The organism is Jiella pacifica (assembly GCF_010500815.1).
GTDB classification, from domain to species: Bacteria; Pseudomonadota; Alphaproteobacteria; order Rhizobiales; family Rhizobiaceae; genus Jiella; species Jiella pacifica.
The window spans coordinates 231,788-258,077 of sequence record NZ_JAAAMG010000005.1; the positions used below are offsets into that span (position 1 = coordinate 231,788).

Sequence of the window (26,290 nt, forward strand, 5' to 3'; positions counted from 1 at the left end):
GATGGCACAACTCGATCTCACCGGCGTCGCCAAGAAATTCGGCGTCGTCGACGTCCTGCGCGACATCAATCTCAACATCCGGTCCGGCGAGTTCGTCGTCTTCGTCGGCCCGTCCGGCTGCGGCAAGTCGACCCTGCTGCGCATCATTTCCGGTCTCGAAGAGGTCACCGCCGGGGATCTCCATCTCGACGGCGAGCGTCTCAACGACGTCGATCCGGCCCGCCGGGGCACAGCGATGGTGTTCCAGTCCTACGCCCTCTACCCGCACATGACGGCCGCCGAGAACATGGGCTTCAGCCTGAGGATGGCGGGGGCGAAGAAGGCGGAGATCCGCGAGAAGGTGGCAAAGGCCGCGGCCATCCTGCAGCTCGAGAAGCATATGGATCGCAGGCCCGGCCAGTTGTCCGGTGGCCAGAAGCAGCGCGTCGCCATCGGCCGGGCGATCGTCAGGGAGCCCAAGGTCTTCCTGTTCGACGAGCCGCTGTCGAATCTCGACGCCGAACTCCGCGTGCAGATGCGCGCCGAGCTGATCGATCTGCATCGGCGGCTCAAAGCGACGATGATCTACGTCACCCACGATCAGGTCGAGGCGATGACCCTGGCCGACCGGATGGTGGTTCTCAATGGCGGCGTCATCCAGCAGTGCGGACGCCCGCTCGACCTCTACGACGACCCGGACAACCGCTTCGTCGCCGGCTTCATCGGATCACCGAAGATGAATTTCTTGTCGGCGACGGTGAAGGAGGTGCGCCCCGACGCGATCGTCCTCGATCGCATCGGCGGATCGTCCACATCCCTCGTCATGCCGTTTGAAGGCTTCGACGCCGCCGAAGGGCCCATCGAGATCGGTGTGCGGCCGGAGCACGTCCGGCTCGCCCCTTCCGATGAAAGGCGCGACGGCGATGTCGAGGTCGACGTGACGCTCGTCGAGGAACTCGGCGACGTGACTTACGTGCATGCGACGATGCCGGCCGGCGAGCGGATCATCGCGCGCAGCGACAATGCCCGCCATCGCGCCGAAACGGCGAACCGGATCCGGCTCGACCCATCCCGCTTCCTGCTGTTCGGCGCCGCCGGCCAGCGCATCCGCCCAGCCGGTGCCGCATGACGAGCGGGCAAGACGCAGACCGCGCAGGATCGACGGCAACGGTCGTCGGGATCGACATCGGCGGGACGAAGACGCATTTGCGGCTGCGCGGACCGGACCTGGCGAGGGATGAGGTCGTCCCGACCGCCAACTGGCGGCTGCGGGAATGGCATGCGGACGCCGCCGAGCTGTTGCGACTGGTCCACGACCTGTCAGAGGGAACTGCCATCGCGGCGATGGCCGTCGGGGCGCATGGCTGCGACGACGCGGCGGAGTGCGAAGCCTTCGAGGCGGCGTTTGCCCGAATAAGCCCGTTCCCGGTGCGTGTCGTCAACGACGCCGAACTGATGCCGGCAGCTCTCGGTCATCCGGGCGAGATCGGCCTCGTCGCCGGGACGGGCTCGATCGCCGTCTGCCGCACACCAACGGGCGAGATGCTGGTCGCCGGCGGATGGGGCTGGATCATCGGCGACGAGGGCAGCGCCGCCAGTCTCGTCCGCGAGGCGGCAAGGGCCGTCGCCCGCCATCTGGACGAAGGCGGCAGACGGGACGAGCCGCTGGTGGCCGCGGTCTTCGAGGCTCTCAAAATTCCCTCCCCCGCCCGGATCGGAAGCCGCCTCGGTCAGATCGGCGGCCCCGTCGCCGCCGGCTCCTTCGCTCCCATCGTGTTTGCCGCCGAAGCGGCGGGATCGAGGCTCGCCGCGCGGGTAGTCAGTGAAGGTGGGCGTTCGCTCGCCGAACTCGTCGCACGGCTCGATCGCCGCGGCGCCGGCGCCCGAAGGGTCGTTGCCGGCGGCAGCGTGATTTCTTCGCAGCCAAGCCTCTGGCGCGCCTTCTGCGCGGGCCTCGAAGAAAGCTGCGACAGCCGGATCGAACCCATCCTCTTCACCGGCGCGCCCGTCGAGGGAGCCCACCGCCTCGCCGCGCAACTCGCCCGCAGCGAGCCGGGCGCGCTCTTCGTGCGGCCGCACACATCCACCATGACAGCAAAGGCATCTTCATGAGCTATCGATCGACAGTCGCCCGCCAGACGGAATCCCTGGCCGACAGCCTCGCCGCGGCACGGGCCGAACTCGCAGGCATGGATCTCTCCGGCTTCGGCGCGGGCCTGACGGCGGTGACCGGCATCGGGGCGAGCTTCGCTGCGGCGGTGGTCGCCGCGAGCGAGATGCAGCGGCGGGGCAGACGGGCGGTGGCGATCCGCGCGGTCGACATGGCCGAAGGTTACGATCTCGCCGATTCCATCATCGCCCTGTCGCATCGCGGCCGCAGCGTCGAGACGGTCGAGGCGCTTCGCAAGCTGCCGGGCGCCGAAAGCCTGGCGATCACCAACAGCGCGGAAAGCCCACTGGCAAAGGCGGCCAACCATCACGTGACGCAGGCCAACGGCGCCGATGCGACGCCGTCGAGCACCGGCTACACCGCGACGCTGCTCGTCGCCGGCCTCGTTCTCGACGCGATCACCGGCGGCAAAGGCACCGACTGGGACGCCCTGCCCGGACAGTCCGCGGCGATCCTCGAGGCCGCCGATGCCAAGATGGACCGGCTCGGGCGATTGTTCGCCGATCGGCGCGCCATCGACTGCGTCGGCGCCGGCGCGGCGCTCGGAACCGCCGACGAAGCCTCGCTGCTCATCCGCGAGGCCTCACGCATCCCGGCCGCCGCCTACGACACCCGCCATTATCTGCACGGGCCGATGGAATCGATGGATGAGACGACGGGAGTCGTGATCTTCGGCAGCGGCCGCGAGGTCGAACTCGCCCGCCAGCTCGACGCCATCGGCTGCCCGGCGCTGCTGGTCACCTCGAAGAGCGGGATTGCCGACGGCAGGACGCTGACCGTCCTCGAGGTCCCACACGCTGAGGATCGCATCTTGCAGGCGATCTTCGACATCTTCGCACCGCAGCTCCTCGCGGCCACCCTGTCGGACGCCGCGGGACTGACGGACACGAAGTTCCGCTACAAGCAGAGCGACACGAAGATCCTCGATCCCGCGGCCTGATCGACCAGCCATCGTCCGGCCGCAGAAGATGACCGTCTCGGCCGACCGCTGAACAGCCGGCCACGACGAAGCGGCGATGCGCTCCCGATCGTCCGATGGCCAGGCGGGACCTGGAACGCACAATCCGCCGGCATCTCGCTGCGCTCAAGCGAGATGCCGGCACGGTGAGATACCCCGTCGGATCACCTGTGGCAGAACCGCGGGCCTACTCGCTGTCGGCGGGGTTGGCTGCAGCCTTCGCCAGGGCTTTCACCGCGAATATCGTCGAGCCTTGGCCCTGATCCCAGTCATTGGTCAGGATCAGCATCTCGTCGGTTCCCGGCCGGATCGCCATGGAAGTCGATTGCAGATTGTGTCCCTCGTCGCGTCCCGGCAGGAGTCGGCATCCAGGCGAAGCGAATCCGGTCCCGCCCCCGTGAAGGTGTAGGTGACGACCGCGCCGAAGGGGGCGACGATGGTGGCGTCGGCGAGCGAGACCCTTTTGCAGCTTTCCGCCCGCCAGTTCCGTCACCCACAACGTCTTGCCGTCCGGGCTGAGGCCGATGCCGTTGGCGATCTTCAGGTTCGGCAGAACGGACAGGGGATCGCCACCGTCGGGCCCGACGTAGTAGACTCCACCGTCCGGGCTGCTGGAACCGCCCTTGAAGCGACGATCGCGATGTTGCGGGCGTGCAACGCCATGTGTCCGCGCTGGCTACCCTCCGTCGCGAGCGCGCGAAGGGCCGCCATGTTCTGGGCGACCGCGACGGTCACCTCGGCCAACTCCTGCGCGCTCTGAACCTGCAGAATCTTCGGCGCGGCCTGAGCGGGGGGATGCGTTTTCGTCGCCCCCCGACAAGGCCGACGGCCATCGGCATTTCCAGGGTTCGCGCGCGGCCAGAAGTTTCAAGCGAGCCGCGAACGGATTGCCGATCCCGAGCAACTGGACCTGGGCCCGCATGGCCGGCAGCGTCGAAGATGTCTGAAAGCCGCCGTTGTCGCGGGCGATCCACGCCATATAGGACGCCGCCGCACGCCGGATGGTCCCGACCTCGACGACCTCAGGCACAAGCTTGCGCCCCACCGGCCGAAGCTCTTCTTCACCCAGTCCCAGGCGCACAATGCCACCGGCGGCTCGCTGGAACCGCCGGTGGCATTCGGCCTTCTGCAGGCAGCTGAACAGTGGGGCTTCCTGATCGTCGAGAACGACGCCTTTGCCGACATCGTCCCACCTGCCTTCTCGCGTCTCGCCGCGCTCGATCAGCTCAATCGAGTTCTTTATCTCGGGACGTTCTCCAAGACGCTCTCTGCAAGCCTCAGATGCGGCTTCATCGCGGGCCATCCCTCCCTCATCGGCCCGCTGACGGACATGAAGCTCCTGACATGCGTCGCCACCTCCGATCATGTGGAGCGTTTCGTCTTCAATCTGATCCAGGGCGGCCAGTATCTGCGGCATCTGCGCCGGCTTCGCTCACGCGTCGAGAGCGCCAATGCCGCGGCCGTGACAGAGCTGGAGGAGATCGGACTTTCCGTCCGGATGAGCAAGGTTCCGGCTTCTATCTCTGGGCCGAACTTGGCCAATCCGTCGACGAACTTGCCGTCTGCCGCGCCGCCGTCGGAGCTTTCGATCGCTGTAGTTCTGCTCGAACGGCGTGCGTGGTCTTGGCGCTGCCGTGAAGAACCTGGCCCATAGCGCTTCCCTCTCTTTCGAGTTCAAAGATACGCCATCACACTGTGGGACTGAACAGGCGCGGCCGAGCGGGGTGAAGGGGATGAAGTGACGCGGTCAAAAGCTGCCCTCGCTGGCAAACAGCGATTTGCGCTCGCCGGTCTTGCCAAGGCGGCTGCGACCTTGGCGTACGCCGCCTCGAGTTGATTTCCGGTGCGCTCGATCTGAGCATGAGGTCGTGTTCTTCGTCGGCAGCCTCGCCTCGGGACATATGATAGATATGCCGCCGACACGGCCGGTACTATTTCGTCGAGCTTTCCTTCTGCACCACTGACAAGCCATTGTCCTTCCAGCCCGAAAAGCCGTTCCGCATGCTCCGCGCGTCGAGACCCATTTCCAGGGCGGTCTTCGCGGCGAGCAGGGAGCGCCACCCCGACGCGCAGTAGAAGACGAAGGTCTTCGGTTCAGCGAAGACCGGCCTGTGATACGGGCTTTCCGGATCGATCCAGAACTCCAGCATGCCGCGCGGAGCGTGGAAGGCGCCCGGAATCATGCCTTCGCGCGTCAATTCACGGGGATCGCGGACATCCACCAGAACGATATTCTCGTCATCAAGCGCTGCCGCCGCCTCTTCAACCGTGATGGAGCAGACGACAGCATCCGCCTCGGCGAGGAGATCCTTGTATCCCTTGCGGGCCACGATCAGCGCCCCATCGCATAGAATTCGGGGTTGGGGCGCATGCTGGTCGCATTCGCCAGGCGGTTCGACATGCCGAAGAACGCCGAGATCGCGGCGATGTCCCAGACGTCGTCGTCGGTGAAGCCGTGGCTCTTCAGCGTCTCCATGTCCTCGTCCCCCACCTCGTAGGCGCGCTGGGAGACCTTAATGGCGAAGTCCAGCATCGCCTTCTGGCGCTCGCTGATGTCGGCCTTGCGGTAGTTGATCGCGACCTGGTCGGCGATCAGCGGATCCTTGGCTCGGATGCGCAGGATCGCGCCGTGGGCGACCACACAGTACTGGCACTGATTCACGTTGCTGGTGGCCACGACGATCATCTCGCGTTCCGCCTTGGTGATCGGGCCGGGCTTGTCCATGAGCGCATCGTGATAGGCGAAGAAGGCACGGAATTCATCCGGCCGGTGGGCAAGCGTCAGGAAGACGTTGGGCACGAAGCCGGACTTCTCCTGCACGGCGAGGATACGGTCGCGAATGTCTTCCGGCAGGTCCTCGATCTTGGGCACAGGAAAGCGGCTGATCGGCTGGTCGGTCATGATGGAGGCACTCCTTATTCCGCCGCGATCGCGGCGAGGTTCTTCCGATAGGCCTCGAACGCGTCGGGAGCCTCTCCCGCATAGGGCTCGACGTGAACGAGGCAGGTGTGGGCCGAGCAGCCCTGGCCGAACTCGGAGGTTCCGATGTCGAGGGTCAGGACGTTCGGATTGCCGGCGAGGTCGAGGCCGCTGTTGCCGCTCGGCGTAAACCACGCCCCGGTCGGCAGCACGACGACGCCGGGCCGCACGGTGTCGGCGACGGTCGCCGTCGCAAGACAGGCGCCGCGGTCGTTGTACAGGCGCACCGTCTCTCCGTCCGCGATGGAAAGGCGCCTCGCGTCCTCTGCGTTGAGGCGCGCCTGCTCCCGGCCGCCCCGTTTCATGGCAAGGCTCGCCTCGCCGGTCTCGAGTTGGCTGTGCAGGCGCCCGGCCGGCTGGTGGGAAATCAGATGCAACCGCCCGCCCGCATCGTCCCGGCCGAGCCATTCGGCGGGCTCCATCCACGCAGGATGGGCCGGACAGCCGGCATGGCCGAGACGCTCCAGCTTGTCGCTGCCGAGCACGATCCGGCCGCTCTCCGTGACGAGCGCGTTTCGCTCCGGGTGCTCTCGGAATTCGGCCAGATAGGTGTGCCCCGTCTTCACCGGGCAGCGCGCATAGCCCGCCTCCCAGAACGCGTCGAAGTCCGGCATCTCGAAGCCGAGGCGGCTGGCGGCATCTTCCCTGCTCGTCTCGTAGAGATGGCGCAGCCAGGCCATCTCGTCACGCCCCTCGGCGAAGGCCTCGCCCACGCCGAGCCTTTCGGCGATCCCGTTGAAGATGTCGAAATCCGAGCGCGCCTCGCCCAGCGGCTCGATCGCCCTCTTCATGGCGATGATGAAGTCGGAGCGCTTGTTTCCGGCAAGGTCGTTGCGCTCGATGGAGGTGGAGGCGGGAAGAACGATGTCGGCACGCTGGGCGGTCGCGGTGAACATCGGGTCCTGGACGATGATCGTTTCGGGCCGAGTCCAGGCCTCGGACAGGCGATTGATGTCCTGATGATGATGATAGGGGTTGCCGCCGGCCCAGTAGACCAGCCTGATATCCGGATAGGTCCGCTCCGCGCCCTCATAGGTGAAGGTCTTGCCGGGGTTGAGCAGCATGTCCGAGATGCGCGCCACCGGAATGAAGCTGTCGATGACCTTCGCAAAGGGAGAGATGGCCGGCGAGCGGCCGAGATTGATCGGCGCGCCGACGCCGCCGAGCGAAGCGTAGCCATAGCCGACGCCGCCCCCCGGCAGGCCGATCTGGCCGACGATCGATGCCAGGCCCAGCGCCGCCCAGAAGGGCTGTTCGCCGTGATGGGCACGCTGCAGGCTCCAGCTCACCGTCAGCATGCTGCGCGTGGCGACGAGCGTATTTGCAAGCTCAGCGATCCCGGCCGCGTCGAGGCCGGTGATCGTGGCGGCCCAGGCCGCATCCTTGCGGACACCGTCCTCGTGGCCGTCGAGATAGGCGATCAGTCGCTCGGAGCCGCTGGTGCAACGTGCAAGAAAGTCGCGCGCCTCGCGGCCGTTCTTCAAGATCTCGCCGGCCAGCCCCAGCATCAGCGCCGTGTCGGTGTTCGGGCGGATCGGCCACCATTCGGCATTCAGCCATTCGGGGACGTCGTCCTTCAACGGCGAGACCAGGACGACCCGAACGCCGCGATCGGCGATCTGTCTGAGATAGGTTTCCAGCGAATGGGTGGCGATGCCGCCGGCCTCGCTCTGCGCCGTGCGCGGCGACAGCGCCCCGAAGACGACCAGCGTTTCGGTGTGTTCGGCAATCGTATCGAGCGTGTTGGCCTGTCCGCCGCAGGCGCCTTCGTCGCCGAGCGTATGGCGCAGGATCACAGGGCCGGCGGCGATCGAGTAGGTGTCGACGTGACGGGTGAAGCCGCCGACGAGATTGAGCATGCGCTTCAGAAGCGTCGAGGCGTGGTGGAAGCGGCCGCAACTTGTCCAGCCATAGGATCCGGCGAAGATCGACGCATTGCCATGGCTGCCCGCGACCCGCGTGATCTCCTCAGCGACGAGGCGTGTCGCCTCGCCCCAGCTCACCGGCACGAATTTCTCCTTGCCGCGGCCGCGCCGATCGCTCTTCTCGCGCTTTTCCAGCCAGCCTTCGCGCACCATCGGACGAAGGACGCGCCGATCGGATTTCGCCCACTCCGCGACGGAGTGAATGATCGGCGACGGCGCCGGATCATGCTCGAAGGGTTCGACGCCGACGATCGCCCCGTTCTCGACGAGGATCGTATAGGCGCCCCAATGGCTGCAATGCGGAATGCGTTCGACAGTACCCATCGTTCTTCTTTCAAGCCGCTCAGATCACCGCTTCGATCAGGAAGGGGCCCTTTCGCCGGCACGCTGCGGAAAGAAGCGTCTCGAAACCCTCCGCCGTGTCGGCGCGTGCGGCCTCCACCCCCATGCCACCCGCGATCTTCACCCAGTCGAGTTCCGGATTGTCGAGGTCCAGCATGCGCCGAGCGTTCTCGCCGGGCGCACCGGCGCCGACATTTTCCAGCTCCTTGTGCAGGATCTGATAGCGGCGATTGGCATAGACGATCGTCACCACGTCCAGCGCCTCGCGGGCCTGGGTCCAGAGCGCCTGAACCGTATACATGCCGCTGCCGTCGGCCTGAAGACCGATCACCTTGCGGCCCGGACAGGCGACGGCCGCCCCCGTCGTCAGCGGCAGGCCGATCCCGATGGCGCCGCCGGTGAGCTGCAGGAAGTCGTGGGGCTCGGCACCATGGGTGCTGCGGAAGAAGTCGCGGCCCGACGAGACCGACTCGTCGCAGACGATCGCATCGGCAGGCATGTGGTGGGCAAGCGCGATCGCCATCGCCTCGGGCGTCAGCCGCCCGGACAACAGGGGGGGCCGGTACCGCTCGGCGAGACGGGGGGCCGCCACGTGGCCGATCCCGACCGCCTCGGCCAGGGCCTCGATCGCCGCGACGACGTCGCCGCCCTCTTCGATCAGTTCGAGGACCGCACAATCCTCCGGCAGCATGGAACTCGGCTTGCCCGGATAGGCGAAGAAGCCGACTGGAGCCTTCGCGCCGATGAGGATAACCTGCTCGGTGTCGCGGAAGGTGGCGAGCGCCTGGTCGATGACATAGGGCACCCGGTCGAGCGCCGGGCGCCCTGCGCCGCGCTGCATGCGGCCATTGGCCTGCTGAGCCATCAGCCGCGCGCCGGTCGCATTGGCAAGACGGTCGAGAAGTTTCAGCTGCCGCTCGCGCAGGGCGAGGCCGGAGACGAGGATGGTCGTCTGCCGACCGGCCCGCAGCGCCCTTGCCGCCGTGTCGACACGCGCTCCGTCGGGCGCCGTGGGCGCCAGTCGCGGAGCCCGTTTCGCGACGGCCCGATCGGTCGAATTCCAGGCCGCGTCGGCGTGGAGGATCAGCGTCGCGATCTGGCCTGGTTGCCGCGTCGCAGCCGTGATTGCCTCCTCCGCCCGCTGTCCGACGAGATCCGCGCGCTCGGCCCGGCCGAGCCAGTGCGACACCGGTCGCGCCAGGGACTCGATGTCGGAGGTCAGGGGGGCGTCATAGGCAAGGTGATGGGTCGCATGGTCGCCCACCACGTTGACCATCGGCGTGTGGGCGCGGCGGGCATTGTGCAGATTGGCGATGCCGTTGGCGAGGCCCGGACCGAGATGGAGAAGCGTCGCCGCCGGCTTGTCTGCCATGCGCGCATAACCGTCCGCCGCGCCGGTCACCACGCCCTCGAACAGGCCGAGGACGCAGCGCATCTTCGGCTGCCGGTCGAGGGCGGCGACGAAATGCATCTCCGACGTGCCGGGATTGGCGAAGCAGACGTCGATGTCGTTGGCGAGCAGCGTCTCGCAGAGAAGATCGGCGCCGTTCATGCGCAAGGCTCCTTCATCACGGCCTGCCGGCGCAATGCCGAGAAGGCTTCCCAGTTCGGCGCCACGGCATCGAGGAGGCGGACGAACAGATCGTATTTCGCCATGGCGTAGTCGCGGACGGGGCCCGTGCCCGGCTCGATGGCCTCGTCCGGCGGGCCGATCCAGCTGGCAATCTCTGCGTCCGAGGCACCCAGGAGAAATTTCGCGCCGATCGTGCCGAGCCCGCGCAGACTCGCATGTCCCGTCGTCGTCCGCTCGACCTTCGCGCCGAGAAGCGTCGCGAGGAAGCTCGCAAACGTCGCGTCGCCGGCAAGGCCGCCGCCGAGCGACAGCGCACCGGCGGGGGCGTTCATCATGTCGTGGCTCTTGCGGGCGACGAAGGCCAGCGCCTCGCGCGCCGCCCAGGCGATCTCCTCTGGCCGGGTCTGCGCGGTCAGGCCGAAGATCGCGCCGGTCGCATGCGGCGTCGTCACGGGCGCGCGTTCGCCGCCGGGCTCGAAGAACGGGTGCAGGATCAGGTCGGAATAATGCGGCGCGCTCCGCTCCGGCACACCCGCCATCAACCTGCCGAGATGGGACATCAGCGTCGCGCCGTTGAAGCTCGGGTGAAAGCAGAGATAGCCCTCGCCGAGGGCGAATTGCTGCACCATCGCTCCGGCGGGTTCGGTGGGGACCACACCGGCGTCGGTGATGTGGCAGGCATGGATGGCGCTGGTGCCGAAGATCGAGGCGCGGCTGACACCTGGACGCGTTCCGAGGCCGAGCCCGATCAGCGTCGTCTGGACGTCGCCTGGACCAAGGAGAACGGGAATGTCCCGTCCCGCGATGCCGATCTCGGCTGCGGCCTCGCCCGAGAGGAATGCCGTGCAGGCGTCGATCGGCGCGAGTTCGGGCAACAGGGCGATGCCCTTGTTTAGGCCGATCGCCACCTCGACGAGGCGCGACGTCGCGCCGGTGCGCCAATTACCCCATACCGGCAGAACGGCGCTCGGTTCCGCCATCGCCTTGCCGGTCAGGCCGAGGAACAGCCACTCCTTCAGGCGCAAGGCGAAGCGGATCTTGGCGAAGCGCTCCGGCTCGTTGCGGCTGAGCCAGAAAAGCTGCAGGCTCTGCGAGGCGGAGGTCGGGCGCGAACCGGTGAGCAGGCGGATTTCATCCAGAGCGCCCTGCTCCGCCAGATCCCCCGCCAGCGCGCGGCAGCGGCCGTCGAGCCAGGTCATCGCCTGGCCGACGGGTTCGAGATCCTCGCCCACCGGCCAAAGCCCGTCGCCCTGCCCGGTGACGACGATGCCCGCGACCGGGCCGGACAGTTGGCTCGCGCAGTCCCTCAGGACGGCAAACCCGTCTTGGCGGGACATGCCCATGTCCTGTTCGACCCGCTCGGCGCTCCGCCTGAGCGCACGGTTCGGCCGCTCCGCGGCCGCGAGCAGACGCCCGGAACCGTCAAAGGCTGCAGCCTTGACAGCCGTCGTGCCGGAATCGAGACAGAGCAGGACCGGGTTCATCGGCTTCAGGACGCCTGACGATAGCCTTCGACGACCTTCGGACTCTGCTGCCCGTAGGTCTTGAACTTCACCAGCACCTCGGCGATCTGCTCTTCGCTGAGGACCGGCGGCTCGCCGGTCGGCAGGCAGAGAAGATACTGGCTGGCAAGCTCCTCGACAGTGACGGCCAAAGCGAGCGCCCGGGCGATGGAGACATGGGCCGCGATCACGCCGTGATGGGCGAGCAGGCAGGCGCGCGAGCCTTCCAGCGCCTCGATGGCGCGATCGGCGAGCTCCTGGGAGCCGAAGATCTCGTAAGGCGCGCAGCGGATCCTGGACGCCCCGGTGGCGGCGATCGCGTAATGGATGGCCGGAATGTCCTTTTCGAGGATCGAGACCGCCGTCGCCTTGGTCGAATGGGTGTGGACGATGGCGTTGAGATCCGGCCTCGCCTGAAGAATGTCCCGATGGAAGCGCCATTCGCTCGACGGCAGCACGTCGCCCTCGAAGGTCGCGTCCCAGCGCATCGCCACCACGTGCTCCGGTGTCAGCTTGTCGTAGGGAACGCCCGTCGGCGAGATCAGGAGACCCTCGCCATGGCGCACGCTGACATTGCCGGCCGTGCCCTTATTGATGCCGAGCCGGCTCATGTTCTGGCAGGCTTCGACCAGTTCCGTGCGCAGCTTCAGTTCGTCGTCCATCATCGATCTCACTTCGTCGGATAGAGGGGGGAGCGGCCTTCCAGGAGACGGCCGATATCCTCGGCGATCATTTCGGCGGCCTTATGGGCGGAATAGCGCGACGCGCCGGCGATATGCGGCGACAGCGTCACGTTGGGCAGCTTGAGAAGCGGCAGGTCCGCCGGCGGAGGCTCGGGATCGAAGGTGTCGAGGGCCGCGCCCTTCAGATGCCCCGACACGAGCGCGTCGAAGAGCGCCTGATAGTCGAGCACCTGCCCGCGCGTCGTGTTGATGATGTAGGCGCCAGGCTTCATCATCGCGATCTGGGCTCGCCCGATCATGCCGCGGGTCTCCGGCGTGACGCGGGGATGGAGGGTGACGACGTCGCTCTGGCGCAGGAGATCGTCGAAGGGAACCTTCTCGATTCCCATCGCGCGGTCCGCCTCCGTCAGCTTCTTGAACGGATCGGCGACCAGGATGCGCGCGCCGAAGGCGTGGAGGAGCCGTGCGACGCGGGTGCCGATATCGCCATAGCCGACGATGCCGACGGTCATTTCACAGAGCTCCGGCCCGGTCTGGTCGTAATGGAAGAATTCGCGGCCGAACCCACCGCCGGCGACGTTCAGATGCCCGCGGACGAGATTGCGGGTTTCGGCGAGGATCGAGGCGATGGTGAATTCGGCGACGGCCGAGGCGTTTCGTCCCGGCGTGTTGATCACGGTGACCCCCCGCTCGCGCGCCGCCGGCATCTCGACGTTCACCGGCCCGCCGCGCGAGACGGCGATGATCTTCAGCTTCGGCGCATGGGCAAGGCTCTCGGCGGTGATCGGCGCCAGATGGGTGATCAGGATGTCGAGATCGGCGAGGAAGTCGAAATACTCCTCCGGCCGCCCCAGAAACTCCGCCACCGGCAGGCTTGGGTCCTTCTTGGTCGTCTGCAGTCTCAACGGCCAGTCCGGCATCATGCTCTGGTAGCGAACCGGCCGCTCGCCGAGACGCCTGCGCAGCGCCGCCTCGAACAGCTGCGGCTGCATGAAGCCGTCGCCGATCGTTCCGATGGTGATCGTCTCGGTCACGTCGCGCCCCCCTTCAGGCGGTCTTGGTCTTGACGGAAGGCGCCGCTTCGAGCCCCGGCAACACGTCCTGATAGTCCGCGCCGGCAACGCCGATGCCGGCCAGGATGTCGGCGGTGTGCTCGGCGAAGGCCGGCGGCTTCATGCGATAGCTCGCCGGCGTCCGCGACAGTTTGATCGGGCTTCCCGTGCCGCGATAATTGCCGATGTCGACGATCATGCCCCGATGATGCGTATGCGGGTCGGCGACCACCTGGTCGATGGAGCGGACCGCACCACAGGGGACACCGGACTTGATCAGGCGTTCCGCCAGGACTTCGCAGTCATGCTCCGCCAGCGCCTCCTCCAGTAAGGCCTTCAGCGCGTCGCGGTTGACGTTGCGGGTGCCGTTGGAGGCAAAGCGGGGATCCTCGGCAAGCTCCGGCCGGCCGATCGTCCGGCAAAGCTGCGCGAACTGGCGATTGTTGCCGACCGCGAGGAAGATCGGCTCCGTCCCCGTCGCAAAGGTATCGTAAGGGCAGATGTTCGGGTGTGCGTTGCCGGAGGGCTTGGCCGGCACCTCGTTCAGATAGTAGTTCGGCAGATGCGGGTGGAGGAGCGAAACCCCGCAGTCGTAGAGCGTCGTCTCGACGAACTGACCCTTGCCGCTCTCTCCGCGTTCGGCCAGCGCCATCAGGATCCCGATGACGGCGTTCAGCCCCGTCACCATGTCGACGACCGGCAGCCCGACCCGCAGGGGCTGGCCGCCCTTTTCGCCGTTGACGCTCATGATGCCGCAGGTTGCCTGGACGGCCGCGTCGTAGCCCGGCAAGCCGCCGAGCGGCCCGTCGGCGCCGAAGCCGGAGACCCGGCAGTGGATCAAACGCGGAAAGCGCGTCTCCAGTTCTTCCGGGCCGAGGCCCCATTTCTCCAACGTGCCGGTCTTGAAGTTCTCGATGAAGACATCGGCGTCTTCGAGAAGCCGCAGGAGGAGCTCGCGCCCGGCGGGCTGGGAGAGATCCAGCGCCATGCCGCGCTTGTTGCGGTTGAGCCCCAGGAAATAGCTCGCGGCGTCATCCAAAAATGGCGGCCCCCAGCCCCGCGTCTCGTCGCCCGTCGGCGGCTCGACCTTGATGACGTCCGCGCCGTGGTCGGCGAGAACCTGGCCGGCATAAGGCCCGCCGAGCACGCGGCTGGCGTCGATGACCTTCAGATGAGACAGTGAACCGCGATCGGTCGTCATGAGCACTCGCTTCTATGCCGCGCTGGCGCAGCCATCGATTTCCCGGCGAAGCTCAGCGGCGAAGCCGGGATAGGTTTCGTGGAGTTCGTCGAGAACGCGGCCGCGAAGAAGCGCCAACGTTTCCTCGTTCGGGGCTGGCGTGAAGGGTGGCCGCTCGTCGTGTTCGAAGGCGAATCCGGTCGCCGCCTTGATCTCGCGTAGATCATGGGCCGGATGGATGCTTTCGAGTCGGAAGCCGGGACGGCTTCGATCGAAGGAGAACAGCCCCTTGCTGGTGACGAGGGCCGCGGGGCCGCCTTCGCGCCAGACGCCCGGTTCGCTGACGCCGGGGGCGCTGATAAAGTCGACCTTCTCGACGAACACCCGGGGCGTATGCTCCTCGCGGAACAGGATGACGCGGGGCACGGCGAAATAGAGATAGGCGGAGCCGAAGGAACCGGGCCAGCGCACCTTCGTCGCCGGATAGTCGCCAACGCCGACCAGATTGACGTTGCCGCGACCGTCGATCTGGCCGCCGCCAAGAAAGAAGGCGTCGATCCGCCCCTGCCCCGCGCAGTCGAAGAGTTCCGCCGAACCATTGGTGAAGAAATTGTGTTCGACCGAACCGAGGATCGAAAGACGCACTCTCTCGGCCTTCGCCTCTTGCTTCAGGGCGCGCAGCAGCATGGCGCCGGCCGCCGGGATCGGCGAAGCCGCACCGACGGCGACGTGGCGCACGCCGTCGAGCAGCCGCGCTATGGCGGTGATCAGGATCTCGCGGGAGGTTGCAGGTCCGCTCATCGCGCGGCCTCCCGCAGATCGCCGCTCATGTAGTCGGCAAAGCCTTCGGCCGAACGCGCGGCCGCGGCGTAGCGTTTCAGCTCCGCGGTATCGGTCTCGTACTCGCCCCATAGCCCATAGGGCCAGGCGCCCCGCTCGGCGACCGCGACATCGCTGACGTAAATGCCCGGCAGCGTCCCTGCGGCCGTGGTCTCGTCGGCGAGCAGGCTGCGTTCGACGATCCGCTCCACGGTGACGAGGGTCGTCCGGGACGCATAGGCCATGGCCGCCAGCTCGCGGCGGCGGCCGATCCAGACGTTGCCGTCACGGTCGGCCATCGGCGCATGGAAGATCGCGACGTCGGGATGGATCGCCGGCACGAGGACGATCGGATCGCCCGCCGCTTCGAAGGGATTGTCGATCACCCGCCAGTCGCCCCGGTTGGCAAGGACGTCGGTGCCGATCAGCCCCCGGATGGGAACGAAGGGGACACCCTTCTGGCTGGCAAGAAGCCCTGCATGAATGGCCGGACAGGTGGCGTCGCAAATCTCGATCCTTGCGGATTTGACCGCATCGTTGAAGCGCGGCGCGCCGCCGGCCTCGCCGAGCGAAACGGCACTCGTCTCGACGCGAGCGACGAGGCCCGCTCCGATCAGCATGTCCACCTGCAGACCACCCGTCGGCACGCACACCAGATGCAGGCGATCGGCGCCATGCTCGATCAGCGGCCGGGTCATCGCCATGGAAACGCCGGCATAATCCACCGGCAGTGCGATGCACATGCCCGGCTGGACCGCCTCCGCCATTCGTCTCAGATCAGAACCCACGCTTGCCTCCCGCGACAGCAGCCGCGATCGCGCCCCATGTTCTATAATTCGGAACGCCGTTCTAAATGAACTATATTCTTTGTTCGAGGCCCCTGTCAAACGCGCCTCTCCGGAGGACTCATGAGGATGCTGGAGCGCGTCAAAGCTCTGTTTTTGTTGGATCATTCCTGAACGCCGGTGCCGGGTCCACCGGCCGCTTGACAAACGGCTTTACTCGGGAAAATATGAATTCTGGAAAGCTGTTCTATATTATGGAACAGACCCGGAAGGAACATGAGATGGAAGATTCGGCTCGCGCGCCGCAGGGTTGGGCGGACGCCTCGGCACCCGCTCGACCGGCGGCTTCCAGTCCCGCCAATCAGACGATCGGCAGCAGCGTCGACGTCAGGAGTGTGACCAAGTACTACGGGCATTTTCGTGCCGCGGACGATATCAGCCTGAGCGTCAGCCCGGGCGAGTTCATCACCCTCCTCGGACCGAGCGGCAGTGGCAAGACCACGCTTCTGAATCTCGTCGCCGGCTTCCAGAAAATCGATGCGGGAGAAATCCTCGTCGACGGCAAGCCCATCCATCACGTGCCGACCCACAAGCGCGGCTTCGGCATGGTGTTCCAGGGCTACGCCCTTTTCCCCAACATGACGGTCACGCAGAACGTCGCCTTTCCGCTGCGCATGGCAGGCGTCGATCGGCAGACCGCGGAGCGACGGGTCGCCGAGACGCTCGAGATCATGCGCATGTCGGACCACGCGCACAAGGCGCCCTCACAGATGAGCGGCGGCCAGCAGCAGCGCGTCGCGATCGCCCGCGCGATCGTCATGCGCCCCAAGGTCGTCCTGATGGACGAGCCGTTGAGTGCTCTCGACCGGCGCCTGCGGGAATCGATCCAGATCGAGATCCGTGATCTCCATCAGACCCTCGGCTCGACGATCCTCTTCGTCACCCATGACCAGGGCGAAGCGCTGACCATGAGCGACCGGATCGCGGTGCTGAATGCCGGGCATATCGTCCAGGTCGGAACGCCCGTGGAAATCTATCGCCATCCGGTCGATCGTTTCGTCGCCTCCTTCGTCGGCGAGAGCAATCTGATCGAGGCGGAGGTGATGCAGAAGCGCGGGGACATGATGACGCTGCGCAACCGCGCCGGCTACACGTTCAGCGCCCGAAGCCGAAACGCGATCGACGTCGGCAAGGCGACGGTTCTGGTGCGCCCCGAGCGGATCACGATTTCGAACGAGGCCGGGAAGAACTCCATCCCGGTCACGGTGACGTCCGCACTGTTTCTCGGCGAGATCCTGCGTATCGAGGCCGAGATGGAAGGTGGGGAAAAGCTCCTGATCCGCTGTTCGGACAGCGCGCATCGCGGACTGCCTGCGATCGGCGGGACGCTCCACGCCAGCTGGGGCGCCGACGACTGCTGGATGCTGTCATGAGCGCCCCGGCCCTCGACTTGCCCGCCGCCGGCTCGCGTGCGGTGCCGTTCTCGCAGCGATTGCGCAATCCGATCTGGCTGCTCGCGCCGGCGGTCATCTTCCTCAGCTTCATCTACCTCGTCCCGCTGATCGACCTGATCCGCATCAGCTTCAACGGCTCGACACCCTGGATCCATTTCGAGCGGGTATTCTCGCTGCCGCTCTACTGGGATTCTCTCGTCAGGACGATGGGGATCTCGGTCACCGTCGCCATCCTTTGCTGTATCTTCGGCTATCCGACGGCCCTGATGATCCATCGCACGCGTGGCTGGGTCCAGGTCTTCGTCGCGACCACCATCATCCTTCCCTATTTCATCGCGATCCTGATCCGCACCTACTCATGGATGGTGCTTCTCGGCCGCAACGGGCCGATCAACAAGCTCGCCGTCGCCCTCGGCATTTTCGACGAGCCGATGCAGCTCCTGTTCAATCGCGGCGCCGTGCTGCTCGGCATGACGGCCGTGCTTCTGCCGATCATGGTGCTGTCGATCTATTCGAGTGTCGCCCGCCTCGACAGCGGGCTGACGCGTGCGGCCGCGGCGAGCGGCGCAGGGCCGATCGCCACCTTCTGGCGGGTCCTCCTGCCGCTCACCCTGCCGGGGGCAGGCGCCGGCTTTCTCCTGGTCTTCGTCATGGGCCTCGGCTTCTTCATCACGCCGACGCTGCTTGGCGGGCCGGGCGACCAGATGTTCGCCATGCACATCACCCAGCAGGCGAACTTCGTCACCAGCGAAGGCTTCCTGCAGGCTCTCGGCGTCGTCCTCCTGGTGATCACCCTCGTCGTGGTCGGTGTCGCCGGTCGATTCCTCGGCTTCGAGTTCCTCTGGGGCGGCGGCAAGCTTGCCGAGGCGCACGAGAGCAAGAGCCGATCTGGAGCGAGCGCGCCGCACCGCCGCACGGCAGGCATGGTCGTCGCGGACACCCTCGGCTGGCCGATCCTGCGGGCGCTGTCGAAGCTGCCGGGCTCGGTCGGGCGCGTGACCGTGAGCGCAATGACGATCTTCGTGATCGCCACCTTGATCGTGCCGATCGTCGCGGTTGCGATCATCTCCTTCAGCCATGCCAGCTACATGACCTTCCCGCCGCCCTCCTATTCGCTGCGTTGGTACGAGGAATTCTTCACCGACAGCGCCTGGATCGAGGCCTTCCTCAACTCCTTGAGCATTGCGGTGATTTCCGCAGTCATGGCCGTCGCTCTCGGCGCCTCGGCCGCGATGGGGATCGTGCGCAGCAAGATCGTCGGCAAGACCTTGATCATGCTGCTCATCGTCAGCCCCGTCATCGTGCCGCCGGTGGTGCTCGGCCTGTCTCTCTACGGCCTTTATCTGCGAACCGGCCTCGACGGCACGATCGGGGGGCTTGCGGCTGCCCATGCCATCGGCGGTCTGCCAATCGTGGTGGTGATCGTCTCGGCTTCGCTTCAGAGTGTCAGTCGTGATCTCGAACGGGCCGCGGCCGTCCACGGCGCCTCGCCGATGACGGTGTTTCGCATGGTGACCCTGCCGGCGATCGCACCGGGGCTCGCAGCCGCGACCTTCTTCGCCTTCCTGCACTCGTTCGACGAACTGGTGCTCACGCTGTTCCTCACGGGCCCCCGCCTGCAGACGCTTCCGCTCAGGCTATGGGCCGACGTGAACTATCAGCTCAACCCGGTGCTCGCCGTAGTCTCGACCCTGGAAGTCCTCCTGGTCATCGGCGGCATCATCCTGGCACGCCCGGTCCTTGCCCGTCCGCAGCGCGCCCAATGAATGCAACGAAAACAACGAGAGAGGAGACTGAAATGAGATTGGCAAATACGATGTCCCGCCTGATGGCGGGGGTATTCGGCGCGACGGTCGGCCTTGCCGTCACCGGCACGGCTCTCGCCCAGAGCAACGAAGTGGTGATGCAGGATCCTGGCGGCGCCTATGGCGATGCGCTGCGCAAGATCATGTACGATCCCTTCGAGGCGGAGACCGGCATCGACGTCGTCCTCGTCCAGGAAGCCCGTAGCGGTCCGCGCATCAAGGCGCAGGTCGAGGCCGGCAAGACCGAGTGGGACCTGACCTTCATCTTCGATCAGGAGACCAAGCTGCTCGGCGACTGCTGCCTCGCCGACATCGATTACGACAAGCTCTCCGACAGCGCCAAGAAGACGCTCGACACCATGCCCGAGAACCTCAAGCGGCCGAAGGGCGTGGCGCTGCAGGTGATCGGCGTCGGCATGGCATACAACACCGATAGCTACACGGGCGAAAAGGCGCCGCAGAACTGGGCGGATTTCTGGAACGTCGACGCATTCCCCGGCAAGCGATGCCTGCCCGCTTGGCCCCGCTTCGTCTTCGAGGCGGCGCTGATGGCCGACGGCGTCAAGAAGGAGGAGCTCTATCCGCTCGACATGGAGCGCGCGCTGAAGAAGGTTCGGGAGATCAAGCCGCATGTCGTCAAGTGGTGGACGACCTCCGCACAGCCGCCGCAGCTGCTGCTCGACGGCGAGGCGGACATGTGCATGGCCTATACCGGCACGATGAGCCTGCTGGCGCTCGAGGGCGCCCCGATCGAGCTGAACTGGAACCAGGGCTTCATCTACTACGACTTCTTCTCGATCCCCAAGGACGCGCCGCATTACGACAACGCCCTGAAGCTGTTGTCCTGGCGGCTCGACGCCGAGCGGGCCGCGGAACTGACCTCCGCCTATCCGGTGGCCCTGCCCTCGCCGCTGGTCTTCGAAGCGGCCGATCCGGAAGTCAGCCGCTATTGGGCCAACAACCCGGACAACGTCGCCAAGGCGATCGTGTGGAGCCCGGAATATTGGGGGGCGATGTCGCCGGACGGCCGGACCACCAATGAGGAATACGGCCAGGAGAAGCTGAACTCGTTGCTGGCCGAATAAGGCACGACCAGTCGGGGCGACGACCGAACGCAGTCGCCCCGATCGCCGCCTGTGTGACAGCCCCGCGTGTCGTGGGAAAAGCGCGGTTCGTCCTGCCCGATGGCCGCCGTCACAACTTCTCGCAGCTCTTTTGGGTTCTTGCGCTCACCTTATCCGGTCGAAGAGTATATGGCTTCATGACCCGACACTCGTTCCGGCGATCAGGCATTTCATGGACAAGGCTTTCATCAAGGGATTGCGACTGCTCGAGACGCTGGCCGCCAGCGAGACGCCTCGTGGTGTCACCGATCTCGCCAACGAGCTGTCCTTCACCAAGAGCAACGTCCATCGCCTTCTCTCCACCCTGCAGCAGCAAGGCTATGTCCGGCAGATAGAGGGGCAGAGCACCTACCGCCTCACGACGAGGATCTGGGAACTCGGCAGCCAGGTCATCCGGCGCATGGATCTCATCGAGATCGCCCAGCCTTCGATGCAGCGCCTTGCCGAGGCCACCGGAGAAACCATTCACCTGTCGATCCTCGACGGGCTCGAGGTCGTCTATCTCGAGAAGATCGAGAGCGCCCATCACATCCGTGCCCATACCAGCGTCGGGTCACGGGCTCCCGCCTACGCGGTCGCGACCGGCAAGGCGATGCTCGCTCACATGCCGGATGCCTATCTCGACCGGTTCCCCGATCGCCTCCACCGTTACACCGCCACCACCCGGGCGACGCTGCAGGAGCTGAGGGCCGACATCGAGAAGGCTAGACAGGACGGCTATGCGATCGTACCCCACGGCGAGTGGCGCGAAGGAATTGCGGCCTGTGCCTCGGCGATCCTCGGACGTTCCGGCCAGATGGTCGGTGCGATCGGCATGTCGGGGCCAGATACCCGCATCAAGCGTCAACAGATCAAGCAGTTCTCGGTCCACGTCCTGGAAGCGGCACAGTCGATCTCGTTGGCTCTCGGCTATCTCGGTCGCAACTGAGCGGGCTTGGCCCGCCCCAACATTCTGAAATCCCCATAGGAACGCAAACGATGCACTATCCGAACACCCAATTGTTCATCGCCGGCCAATGGCGCGACAGCAAGGATGGACGGACGATCGACGTCCGCGATCCCGCCACCGACGAGGTCATCGGAACCGTCGCCCATGCCGGCATCGCCGATCTCGACGACGCCATCGCGGCGGTGGAAGAGGGATTTCGCATCTGGAGCCAAACGTCCGCCTTCGAGCGCTCCAAGCTCATGCGCAAGGCTGCGGACATCTTCCGCGAGCGGGCGGACGAACTCGCCTGGATCATGACGCGCGAACAGGGCAAACCGCTTCCTGAGGCCAAAGGCGAGATCCTTGCCGGTGCCGACGTCATCGACTGGTTCGCCGAGGAGGCGCGGCGAACCTACGGGCAGATCATCCCCGGCCGTGTACCGGGCGTCGCACAGATGGCCATCAAGTTGCCGGTCGGCCCGGTCGCGGCCTTCACGCCCTGGAACTTCCCGATCAACCAGGTGGTGCGCAAGCTCTCCGCGGCTCTGGCCGCAGGCTGCTCTATCATCGTCAAGGCGCCGGAGGAAACGCCGGCCGCCCCGGCGGCGCTCGTCCGCGCCTTCGTCGATGCGGGAGTGCCTGCAGGCGTCGTCAACCTCGTCTATGGCGTTCCTGCCGAAATCTCGGAATATCTCATTCCCCATCCGGTGATCCGCAAGATCTCCTTCACCGGCTCGACCAGCGTCGGCAAGCATCTCGCCGCGCTCGCCGGCCAGCACATGAAGCGCGCGACGATGGAGCTCGGCGGCCATGCGCCGGCGATCGTCTTCGACGACGCCGATCTCGAAAAGGCGGTCAAGCTCCTTTCCGCCTCGAAATTCCGCAATGCCGGGCAGGTCTGCGTCTCGCCGACGCGGTTTCTCGTTCAGGACGGCGCCTTCGACACGTTCCTCGACGGCATCACTGCGGCGGCCAAGGCGATCAAGGTCGGCAACGGCCTCGACGCGGGGACCCAGATGGGGCCGCTCGCCAATGAGCGGCGCATTCCGGCGCTCGAGGAACTCGTCGCCGATGCCGTCTCGAACGGCGCTGAGCTCAAGACCGGCGGCAAGCGCAGCGGCAACCAGGGTAACTTCTTCGAACCGACGGTGCTCGCCAACGTACCGGTCAAGGCGCGGATCATGAACGAGGAGCCCTTCGGCCCGGTGGCGATCGTGAACCGTTTTTCGAACGCGCAGGAGGCCATCACCGAGGCCAACCGGCTGCCCTTCGGCCTTGCCTCCTATGCCTTCACCCGGTCGGCGGAGACGATGCGCGAGCTCGGTACCCGCGTCGAAGCCGGGATGATGACGATCAACCATATCGGCCTCGCTTTGCCCGAAGTGCCCTTCGGCGGCATCAAGGATTCCGGCTACGGGACCGAGGGCGGCTCGGAAGCGATCGAGGCTTATCTGATGACCAAGTTCATCACCCAGACGGCCGGCTGAAGCTTCGGGAAGGCTCCGGCGACCTCTCTCTCGAACACGAATTCAGGCCGGGCGCTGTTGCAGCGCGCCCGGCCTTTCTTTTCCGCAAGGACGGATATCCGTCAGGCCTTGACGTCGATCACGACCCGGCCGCGGATCCGGCCTGCGACGATCTCTTCGGCAAGCTTCGGCAGGTCGGAGAGAGGCTCGACGCGGGCGATCCTGTCGAGGTGAGCCTTGTCCAGATGATCGGCGAGGGTCTTCCAGGCGCGCTCGCGCTTGGCCAGCGGTGCCATGACGCTGTCGATGCCGATCAGCGCCACGCCGCGCAGGATGTGCGGCGCCACGGTCGCCGGCAGATCCATGCCGCCAGCCAGGCCGCAGGCGGCGACGGCGCCGCCATAGGCGGTCTGGGCCAGGACGTTGGCGAGCGTGGTGGATCCGACGGTATCCACGGCGCCCGCGAAGCGCTCCTTGTCGAGCGGTTTGCCCTTCTCGGTAAGGCTGCTGCGGTCGATGAAGCCGCTCGCTCCGAGGCTCTTCAGGTAGTCGTGGGTGTCGGGCCGCCCGGTCGATGCCGTGACCTCGTAGCCCTTTGCCGAAAGCAGGCTGATCGCCGTCGACCCGACACCGCCGGCTGCGCCCGTGACCAGCACCGGCAGGTCCTTGGCGGCGATCCGTCCCCAGTCCTCCAAAGCGTCGACGCAGAGCGCCGCCGTGTAGCCGGCCGTTCCGATCGCCATCGTTGCTTTGATGTCGAACGCCTCCGGCAGGCGGATCAGCCATTCCGGCTTGACCCTCTGATAGAGCGAATAGGCGCCCCATTCCGTCTCGGACATGCCCCAGCCATTGGCGACGACCTTGTCGCCGGGCTTCCAATCGGGCGAACGGCTCTCCACCACCGTGCCAGCCATGTCGATGCCGGCGACCATGGGCAGGCGCCGCGCGATCCTTCCCTTGCCGGAGACCGCGAGGCCATCCTTGTAGTTCAAGGTCGAATAGGCGATCTCGACCAGAACGTCGTAGTCCGGCAGATCGGCGATGGTGAGTTCGCGGAACTCGGCTTTCGGCTTGCCGTCCTGATCGACGATCATCAGGGCGCGAAACGGATCTGTCATTGTTGCTCTCCGCTGGGGGTGAAAGAGGGCGGGCGTCGCTCGGGCGGCGGCAGGTGCCGCTTCATCCAAGGCCATCGAGCAAACGGGGGGTGGAAGCGCCCGCGCCGCTCGCCGTCAGTGCATCTTCGGTCGTACTCGCGAATCGGGCCGCACGCTGGGCGAGCGCCTGTTCGAGAATTCCGCGCATGCCTTCGAGATGGCGGCGCATCAGGGCAGCCGCCCCTTCCCCGTCTCGAGCCGCGATCGCCTGCGTGATGCGCGCGTGGGACTCGGCAGCCCGCCGACGTTCGCGGTCCTCGACGATGATCATGTTGGTGATCGGGATGAAACTTTCGATCACCGTGTACATCATCAATTTCAGCGGCCCGTTCGCCGTCGCATCGACCACCGCCCGATGAAAGCGAACGTCGGAGGCGCAGAACCCTTCATCGCTCAGCGTCGCCTCGCGCTCGACCGCAATCTCCGCCTCCATCGCATCGAGGTCCCTCTGCGTCCGGTTGGCCGCCGCCAGGCGGCAGGCGAGCGTCTCGGTTTCCATGCGGCTGAGGACGATTTCCTCGACGGAAAACGCTCCCATGCCGATCAGGAGGGTTGTCGCCCCCTCGATGGTCCGGCTGACGCTCTCCAAACTCGGGAGGTCGACGAAAGTCCCGCCGGACGGCCCGCGCTGCGAGCGGATCAGGTTCTGCGCCGCCAACCGTTTCAGCGCCTCGCGGACCGTCGGCCTGGAAACCTTGAACCGCCGGGCCAGCTCGATCTCGTCCGGGAGGCGTTGGTCGACGCCAAGCCGCCCGTCCAGGATCGCCGCACGGATCGACTCGGCGACCTGTCTGGAGAGACTCGTCCTGACGATCCGATCATATTCGATGGTCATCGCTCGTGCCTCCAATTCGCTGCTGGCTCGCCTCCCGGTCTGCCGGTCCGGCACCAGTTCGACGACGCCATGGAAAAGGTATGACAAATATAAGTTTGGTGGTAAAGTCCTTCATTCTGGAAGCTGCGGGATGGAGGGGGCCGCCGTGATCGAGGAACTCGCGAGCGATGCGCCGCCGAACGAGGCGCTTTTGAACCGCCTCGCCGTTCTGTTGCCTCGCGCAGCCTTGATGATCGGCGACGACATCGATCCCCGCTATCAGGAAGATCGCCGCGGCCGCTTCTCCGCGCAACCGCGTTTCATCATGAGGCCCTCCTCGACCAGTGAGGTCGCTGTGTGTCTCGCCGCTTGCAACGCCTTCGCCCAGCCGCTCGTGCTGCATGGCGGGCGCACGGGACTGTCGGGGGGGCACCGAATCCATCCCGGCGAAGCCGTTCTCTCGCTGGAGCGCATGAGCGATGTCGGCGACGTCGATACCGATGCCGGTGCCATCCTCGCCTCGGCCGGCACACCACTTCAGACCGTCCAGGAGAAAGCGGACGCGGCCGGCTATCTGTTCGGCGTCGATCTCGGCGCCCGCGGCACTGCCACGATCGGCGGCAACATCGCGACCAATGCAGGCGGCATCCGCGTCCTTCGCTACGGCATGTTCCGCGCCCAGGTCGCCGGCCTCGAAGCGGTGCTTGCCGACGGGACGGTCCTTTCCAACCTGCGCGGGCTCGACAAGGACAATTCGGGCTACGACCTGAAGCAGCTTTTCATCGGCAGCGAGGGAACGCTCGGCGTCGTGACGCAAGCGCTTCTGAAACTCCACTCCAAGCCCCATGACACGGTCAACGCCTTGCTCGCCGTCCCCTCGCTCGATGCGGCCATCGCCCTTCTCAAGGTGCTGCGCGTCAGGCTCGGCAGCGCGCTGTCCGCCTTCGAACTGATGTTGCCCGCGGCCTTCGACGGGGTGGTCGAGTTTCTCGGCGTGCCCCGTCCCTTTTCCACGAAGGCGCCGTTCTACGTTCTCACGGAGGCTGAAATCCGGCAGGACGGAAGTGAACTCGACAGCTTCACGGCCTGCCTGATGGAGGCGATCGAGGCCGGTAGCGTGGAAGACGCGGTGATATCGCAGTCGAGGCGGGAATTCGCCCAGCTGTGGGACATCCGCGATTCCTGCGCCGAGTACGTCAGGTCCCGCAACAATATAACCGGCGGCGACATCAGCGTCCCGGTCTCTCGGATAGGAGACTTCCTGAAGGCGAGCCAGAAGGCCGTGAAGGCGATCGACGCAGGGACCGAATTCATCCTGTTCGGGCATCTCGGCGACGGCAACCTGCATTATGTCATCAGCACGCCGAAGGGCCGTGCGGCGATCGACCGGGTGTACCGGCTCGCCGCCGAGCATGGCGGCTCGATTTCCGCCGAACACGGAATCGGTGTCGACAAAAAGCCCTGGCTGCATCTTGCGCGAAGCGAAGCCGAGATCGCCGTCATGCGCAGGCTGAAAGCCGCCTTCGACCCGAACGCCATCCTCAACCGTCACCGCATTTTCGATTGAGGTCGTCACGCCGGCTGGCCGTATCGG

Annotated in this window: 22 protein-coding genes and 1 pseudogene; 10 read left to right on the forward strand and 13 right to left on the reverse strand. The window is 66.1% G+C overall.

Features of this window, described 5'->3' with window-relative positions; genetic code table 11:
* The first annotated feature begins 1 nt into the window (after position 1).
* The 3 genes from GTK09_RS08670 to GTK09_RS08680 are packed head-to-tail and all read left to right on the forward strand — an operon-like array spanning position 2 to position 3,089.
* On the forward strand, positions 2 to 1,108 hold the full coding sequence (locus GTK09_RS08670; protein ID WP_163462746.1) for an ABC transporter ATP-binding protein: 1,107 nt from the start codon (positions 2 to 4) through the stop codon (positions 1,106 to 1,108).
* The gene (locus GTK09_RS08675) at positions 1,105 to 2,091 is read left to right on the forward strand and encodes an N-acetylglucosamine kinase (RefSeq protein ID WP_163462747.1); all 987 of its coding nucleotides are present in this window, start codon (positions 1,105 to 1,107) and stop codon (positions 2,089 to 2,091) included. Before GTK09_RS08670 ends, GTK09_RS08675 begins: the two co-directional genes overlap by 4 nt.
* On the forward strand, positions 2,088 to 3,089 hold the full coding sequence (locus GTK09_RS08680) for an SIS domain-containing protein (protein ID WP_163462748.1): 1,002 nt from the start codon (positions 2,088 to 2,090) through the stop codon (positions 3,087 to 3,089). Before GTK09_RS08675 ends, GTK09_RS08680 begins: the two co-directional genes overlap by 4 nt.
* Positions 3,090 to 3,647: 558 nt before the next feature.
* On the opposite strand, the gene GTK09_RS28130 is transcribed toward GTK09_RS08680, so the two are convergent.
* Complete coding sequence (locus GTK09_RS28130; protein WP_376767964.1) at positions 3,648 to 3,878, reverse strand: hydroxymethylglutaryl-coenzyme A reductase family protein; 231 nt, start codon at positions 3,876 to 3,878, stop codon at positions 3,648 to 3,650.
* 208 nt (positions 3,879 to 4,086) lie between these two features.
* Here GTK09_RS28130 and GTK09_RS08695 point away from each other — a divergent pair.
* Positions 4,087 to 4,551: pseudogene (locus tag GTK09_RS08695) on the forward strand (aminotransferase class I/II-fold pyridoxal phosphate-dependent enzyme); the annotation flags it as partial.
* Between the two features lie 487 nt (positions 4,552 to 5,038).
* Here the strand turns inward: GTK09_RS08695 and GTK09_RS08700 are convergent.
* Genes GTK09_RS08700 through GTK09_RS08745 form a run of 10 tightly spaced genes read right to left on the reverse strand, consistent with a single transcriptional unit; the run spans position 5,039 to position 15,930 of the window.
* Positions 5,039 to 5,440, reverse strand: a complete 402-nt coding sequence (locus tag GTK09_RS08700) for a rhodanese-like domain-containing protein (RefSeq protein WP_163462806.1) — start codon at positions 5,438 to 5,440, stop codon at positions 5,039 to 5,041.
* Positions 5,440 to 6,009, reverse strand: coding sequence for a peroxidase-related enzyme (locus GTK09_RS08705; protein ID WP_163462749.1), 570 nt, complete (start codon positions 6,007 to 6,009; stop codon positions 5,440 to 5,442). The genes GTK09_RS08700 and GTK09_RS08705 overlap by 1 nt, the downstream gene beginning before the upstream one ends.
* A gap of 14 nt (positions 6,010 to 6,023) precedes the next feature.
* Positions 6,024 to 8,336 (reverse strand): molybdopterin-dependent oxidoreductase, encoded by a 2,313-nt coding sequence (locus GTK09_RS08710; protein WP_163462750.1) that lies wholly within the window; start codon positions 8,334 to 8,336, stop codon positions 6,024 to 6,026.
* Positions 8,337 to 8,355: 19 nt separating this feature from the next.
* Positions 8,356 to 9,906, reverse strand: a complete 1,551-nt coding sequence (locus GTK09_RS08715; protein ID WP_163462751.1) for an acetolactate synthase large subunit — start codon at positions 9,904 to 9,906, stop codon at positions 8,356 to 8,358.
* Positions 9,903 to 11,411 carry an FGGY family carbohydrate kinase gene (locus tag GTK09_RS08720; RefSeq protein WP_163462752.1) on the reverse strand — a complete coding sequence of 503 codons (1,509 nt, stop codon included), beginning with the start codon at positions 11,409 to 11,411 and terminating at the stop codon, positions 9,903 to 9,905. The genes GTK09_RS08715 and GTK09_RS08720 overlap by 4 nt, the downstream gene beginning before the upstream one ends.
* Positions 11,412 to 11,416: 5 nt before the next feature.
* The gene (locus tag GTK09_RS08725) at positions 11,417 to 12,094 is read right to left on the reverse strand and encodes a class II aldolase/adducin family protein (RefSeq protein ID WP_163462753.1); all 678 of its coding nucleotides are present in this window, start codon (positions 12,092 to 12,094) and stop codon (positions 11,417 to 11,419) included.
* Positions 12,095 to 12,099: 5 nt separating this feature from the next.
* Positions 12,100 to 13,146: a 2-hydroxyacid dehydrogenase gene (locus tag GTK09_RS08730; RefSeq protein ID WP_163462754.1), complete on the reverse strand. Its 1,047-nt coding sequence runs from the start codon at positions 13,144 to 13,146 to the stop codon at positions 12,100 to 12,102.
* Positions 13,147 to 13,159: 13 nt separating this feature from the next.
* Entirely contained in the window at positions 13,160 to 14,365 is a 1,206-nt protein-coding gene (locus tag GTK09_RS08735) for a CaiB/BaiF CoA transferase family protein (protein WP_163462755.1), read from the reverse strand.
* A gap of 12 nt (positions 14,366 to 14,377) precedes the next feature.
* On the reverse strand, positions 14,378 to 15,145 hold the full coding sequence (locus GTK09_RS08740; RefSeq protein WP_163462756.1) for a CoA transferase: 768 nt from the start codon (positions 15,143 to 15,145) through the stop codon (positions 14,378 to 14,380).
* Positions 15,142 to 15,930, reverse strand: a complete 789-nt coding sequence (locus tag GTK09_RS08745; RefSeq protein WP_203560949.1) for a CoA transferase subunit A — start codon at positions 15,928 to 15,930, stop codon at positions 15,142 to 15,144. The genes GTK09_RS08740 and GTK09_RS08745 overlap by 4 nt, the downstream gene beginning before the upstream one ends.
* A 299-nt stretch (positions 15,931 to 16,229) precedes the next feature.
* On the opposite strand from GTK09_RS08745, the gene GTK09_RS08750 reads away from it, so the two are divergent.
* From GTK09_RS08750 to GTK09_RS08770, 5 genes are all read left to right on the forward strand, one after another.
* A complete protein-coding gene (locus GTK09_RS08750; RefSeq protein ID WP_163462758.1) occupies positions 16,230 to 17,381 on the forward strand; it encodes an ABC transporter ATP-binding protein in 1,152 nt (383 codons plus the stop codon).
* A complete protein-coding gene (locus GTK09_RS08755; RefSeq protein ID WP_163462759.1) occupies positions 17,378 to 19,168 on the forward strand; it encodes an ABC transporter permease subunit in 1,791 nt (596 codons plus the stop codon). The genes GTK09_RS08750 and GTK09_RS08755 overlap by 4 nt, the downstream gene beginning before the upstream one ends.
* A gap of 32 nt (positions 19,169 to 19,200) precedes the next feature.
* The gene (locus GTK09_RS08760; protein ID WP_246217783.1) at positions 19,201 to 20,292 is read left to right on the forward strand and encodes an ABC transporter substrate-binding protein; all 1,092 of its coding nucleotides are present in this window, start codon (positions 19,201 to 19,203) and stop codon (positions 20,290 to 20,292) included.
* A 211-nt stretch (positions 20,293 to 20,503) separates the two neighbouring features.
* On the forward strand, positions 20,504 to 21,259 hold the full coding sequence (locus tag GTK09_RS08765; RefSeq protein WP_163462760.1) for an IclR family transcriptional regulator: 756 nt from the start codon (positions 20,504 to 20,506) through the stop codon (positions 21,257 to 21,259).
* A gap of 50 nt (positions 21,260 to 21,309) precedes the next feature.
* Positions 21,310 to 22,746 (forward strand): NAD-dependent succinate-semialdehyde dehydrogenase, encoded by a 1,437-nt coding sequence (locus tag GTK09_RS08770; RefSeq protein ID WP_163462761.1) that lies wholly within the window; start codon positions 21,310 to 21,312, stop codon positions 22,744 to 22,746.
* A 101-nt stretch (positions 22,747 to 22,847) separates the two neighbouring features.
* On the opposite strand, the gene GTK09_RS08775 is transcribed toward GTK09_RS08770, so the two are convergent.
* Both GTK09_RS08775 and GTK09_RS08780 read right to left on the reverse strand, forming a co-directional pair.
* A complete protein-coding gene (locus GTK09_RS08775) occupies positions 22,848 to 23,843 on the reverse strand; it encodes an MDR family oxidoreductase (protein ID WP_163462762.1) in 996 nt (331 codons plus the stop codon).
* Positions 23,844 to 23,904: 61 nt separating this feature from the next.
* Complete coding sequence (locus tag GTK09_RS08780; RefSeq protein WP_163462763.1) at positions 23,905 to 24,717, reverse strand: FadR/GntR family transcriptional regulator; 813 nt, start codon at positions 24,715 to 24,717, stop codon at positions 23,905 to 23,907.
* Positions 24,718 to 24,862: 145 nt separating this feature from the next.
* Between GTK09_RS08780 and GTK09_RS08785 the strand changes: the two genes are divergently transcribed.
* Positions 24,863 to 26,263, forward strand: a complete 1,401-nt coding sequence (locus GTK09_RS08785; RefSeq protein ID WP_312869727.1) for an FAD-binding oxidoreductase — start codon at positions 24,863 to 24,865, stop codon at positions 26,261 to 26,263.
* The last annotated feature ends 27 nt before the right edge of the window (positions 26,264 to 26,290 follow it).

Bases quoted from the DNA above. Each gene is read 5' to 3' on its own strand.
- GTK09_RS08670 (WP_163462746.1), top strand. From the start codon at position 2: ATGGCACAACTCGATCTCACCGGCGTCGCCAAGAAATTCGGCGTCGTC.
- GTK09_RS08675 (WP_163462747.1), top strand. From the start codon at position 1,105: ATGACGAGCGGGCAAGACGCAGACCGCGCAGGATCGACGGCAACGGTC.
- GTK09_RS08680 (WP_163462748.1), top strand. From the start codon at position 2,088: ATGAGCTATCGATCGACAGTCGCCCGCCAGACGGAATCCCTGGCCGAC.
- GTK09_RS08705 (WP_163462749.1), bottom strand. From the start codon at position 6,009: ATGACCGACCAGCCGATCAGCCGCTTTCCTGTGCCCAAGATCGAGGAC.
- GTK09_RS08710 (WP_163462750.1), bottom strand. From the start codon at position 8,336: ATGGGTACTGTCGAACGCATTCCGCATTGCAGCCATTGGGGCGCCTAT.
- GTK09_RS08715 (WP_163462751.1), bottom strand. From the start codon at position 9,906: ATGAACGGCGCCGATCTTCTCTGCGAGACGCTGCTCGCCAACGACATC.
- GTK09_RS08720 (WP_163462752.1), bottom strand. From the start codon at position 11,411: ATGAACCCGGTCCTGCTCTGTCTCGATTCCGGCACGACGGCTGTCAAG.
- GTK09_RS08725 (WP_163462753.1), bottom strand. From the start codon at position 12,094: ATGATGGACGACGAACTGAAGCTGCGCACGGAACTGGTCGAAGCCTGC.
- GTK09_RS08735 (WP_163462755.1), bottom strand. From the start codon at position 14,365: ATGACGACCGATCGCGGTTCACTGTCTCATCTGAAGGTCATCGACGCC.
- GTK09_RS08740 (WP_163462756.1), bottom strand. From the start codon at position 15,145: ATGAGCGGACCTGCAACCTCCCGCGAGATCCTGATCACCGCCATAGCG.
- GTK09_RS08745 (WP_203560949.1), bottom strand. From the start codon at position 15,930: ATGGCGGAGGCGGTCCAGCCGGGCATGTGCATCGCACTGCCGGTGGAT.
- GTK09_RS08750 (WP_163462758.1), top strand. From the start codon at position 16,230: ATGGAAGATTCGGCTCGCGCGCCGCAGGGTTGGGCGGACGCCTCGGCA.
- GTK09_RS08755 (WP_163462759.1), top strand. From the start codon at position 17,378: ATGAGCGCCCCGGCCCTCGACTTGCCCGCCGCCGGCTCGCGTGCGGTG.
- GTK09_RS08760 (WP_246217783.1), top strand. From the start codon at position 19,201: ATGAGATTGGCAAATACGATGTCCCGCCTGATGGCGGGGGTATTCGGC.
- GTK09_RS08765 (WP_163462760.1), top strand. From the start codon at position 20,504: ATGGACAAGGCTTTCATCAAGGGATTGCGACTGCTCGAGACGCTGGCC.
- GTK09_RS08770 (WP_163462761.1), top strand. From the start codon at position 21,310: ATGCACTATCCGAACACCCAATTGTTCATCGCCGGCCAATGGCGCGAC.
- GTK09_RS08775 (WP_163462762.1), bottom strand. From the start codon at position 23,843: ATGACAGATCCGTTTCGCGCCCTGATGATCGTCGATCAGGACGGCAAG.
- GTK09_RS08780 (WP_163462763.1), bottom strand. From the start codon at position 24,717: ATGACCATCGAATATGATCGGATCGTCAGGACGAGTCTCTCCAGACAG.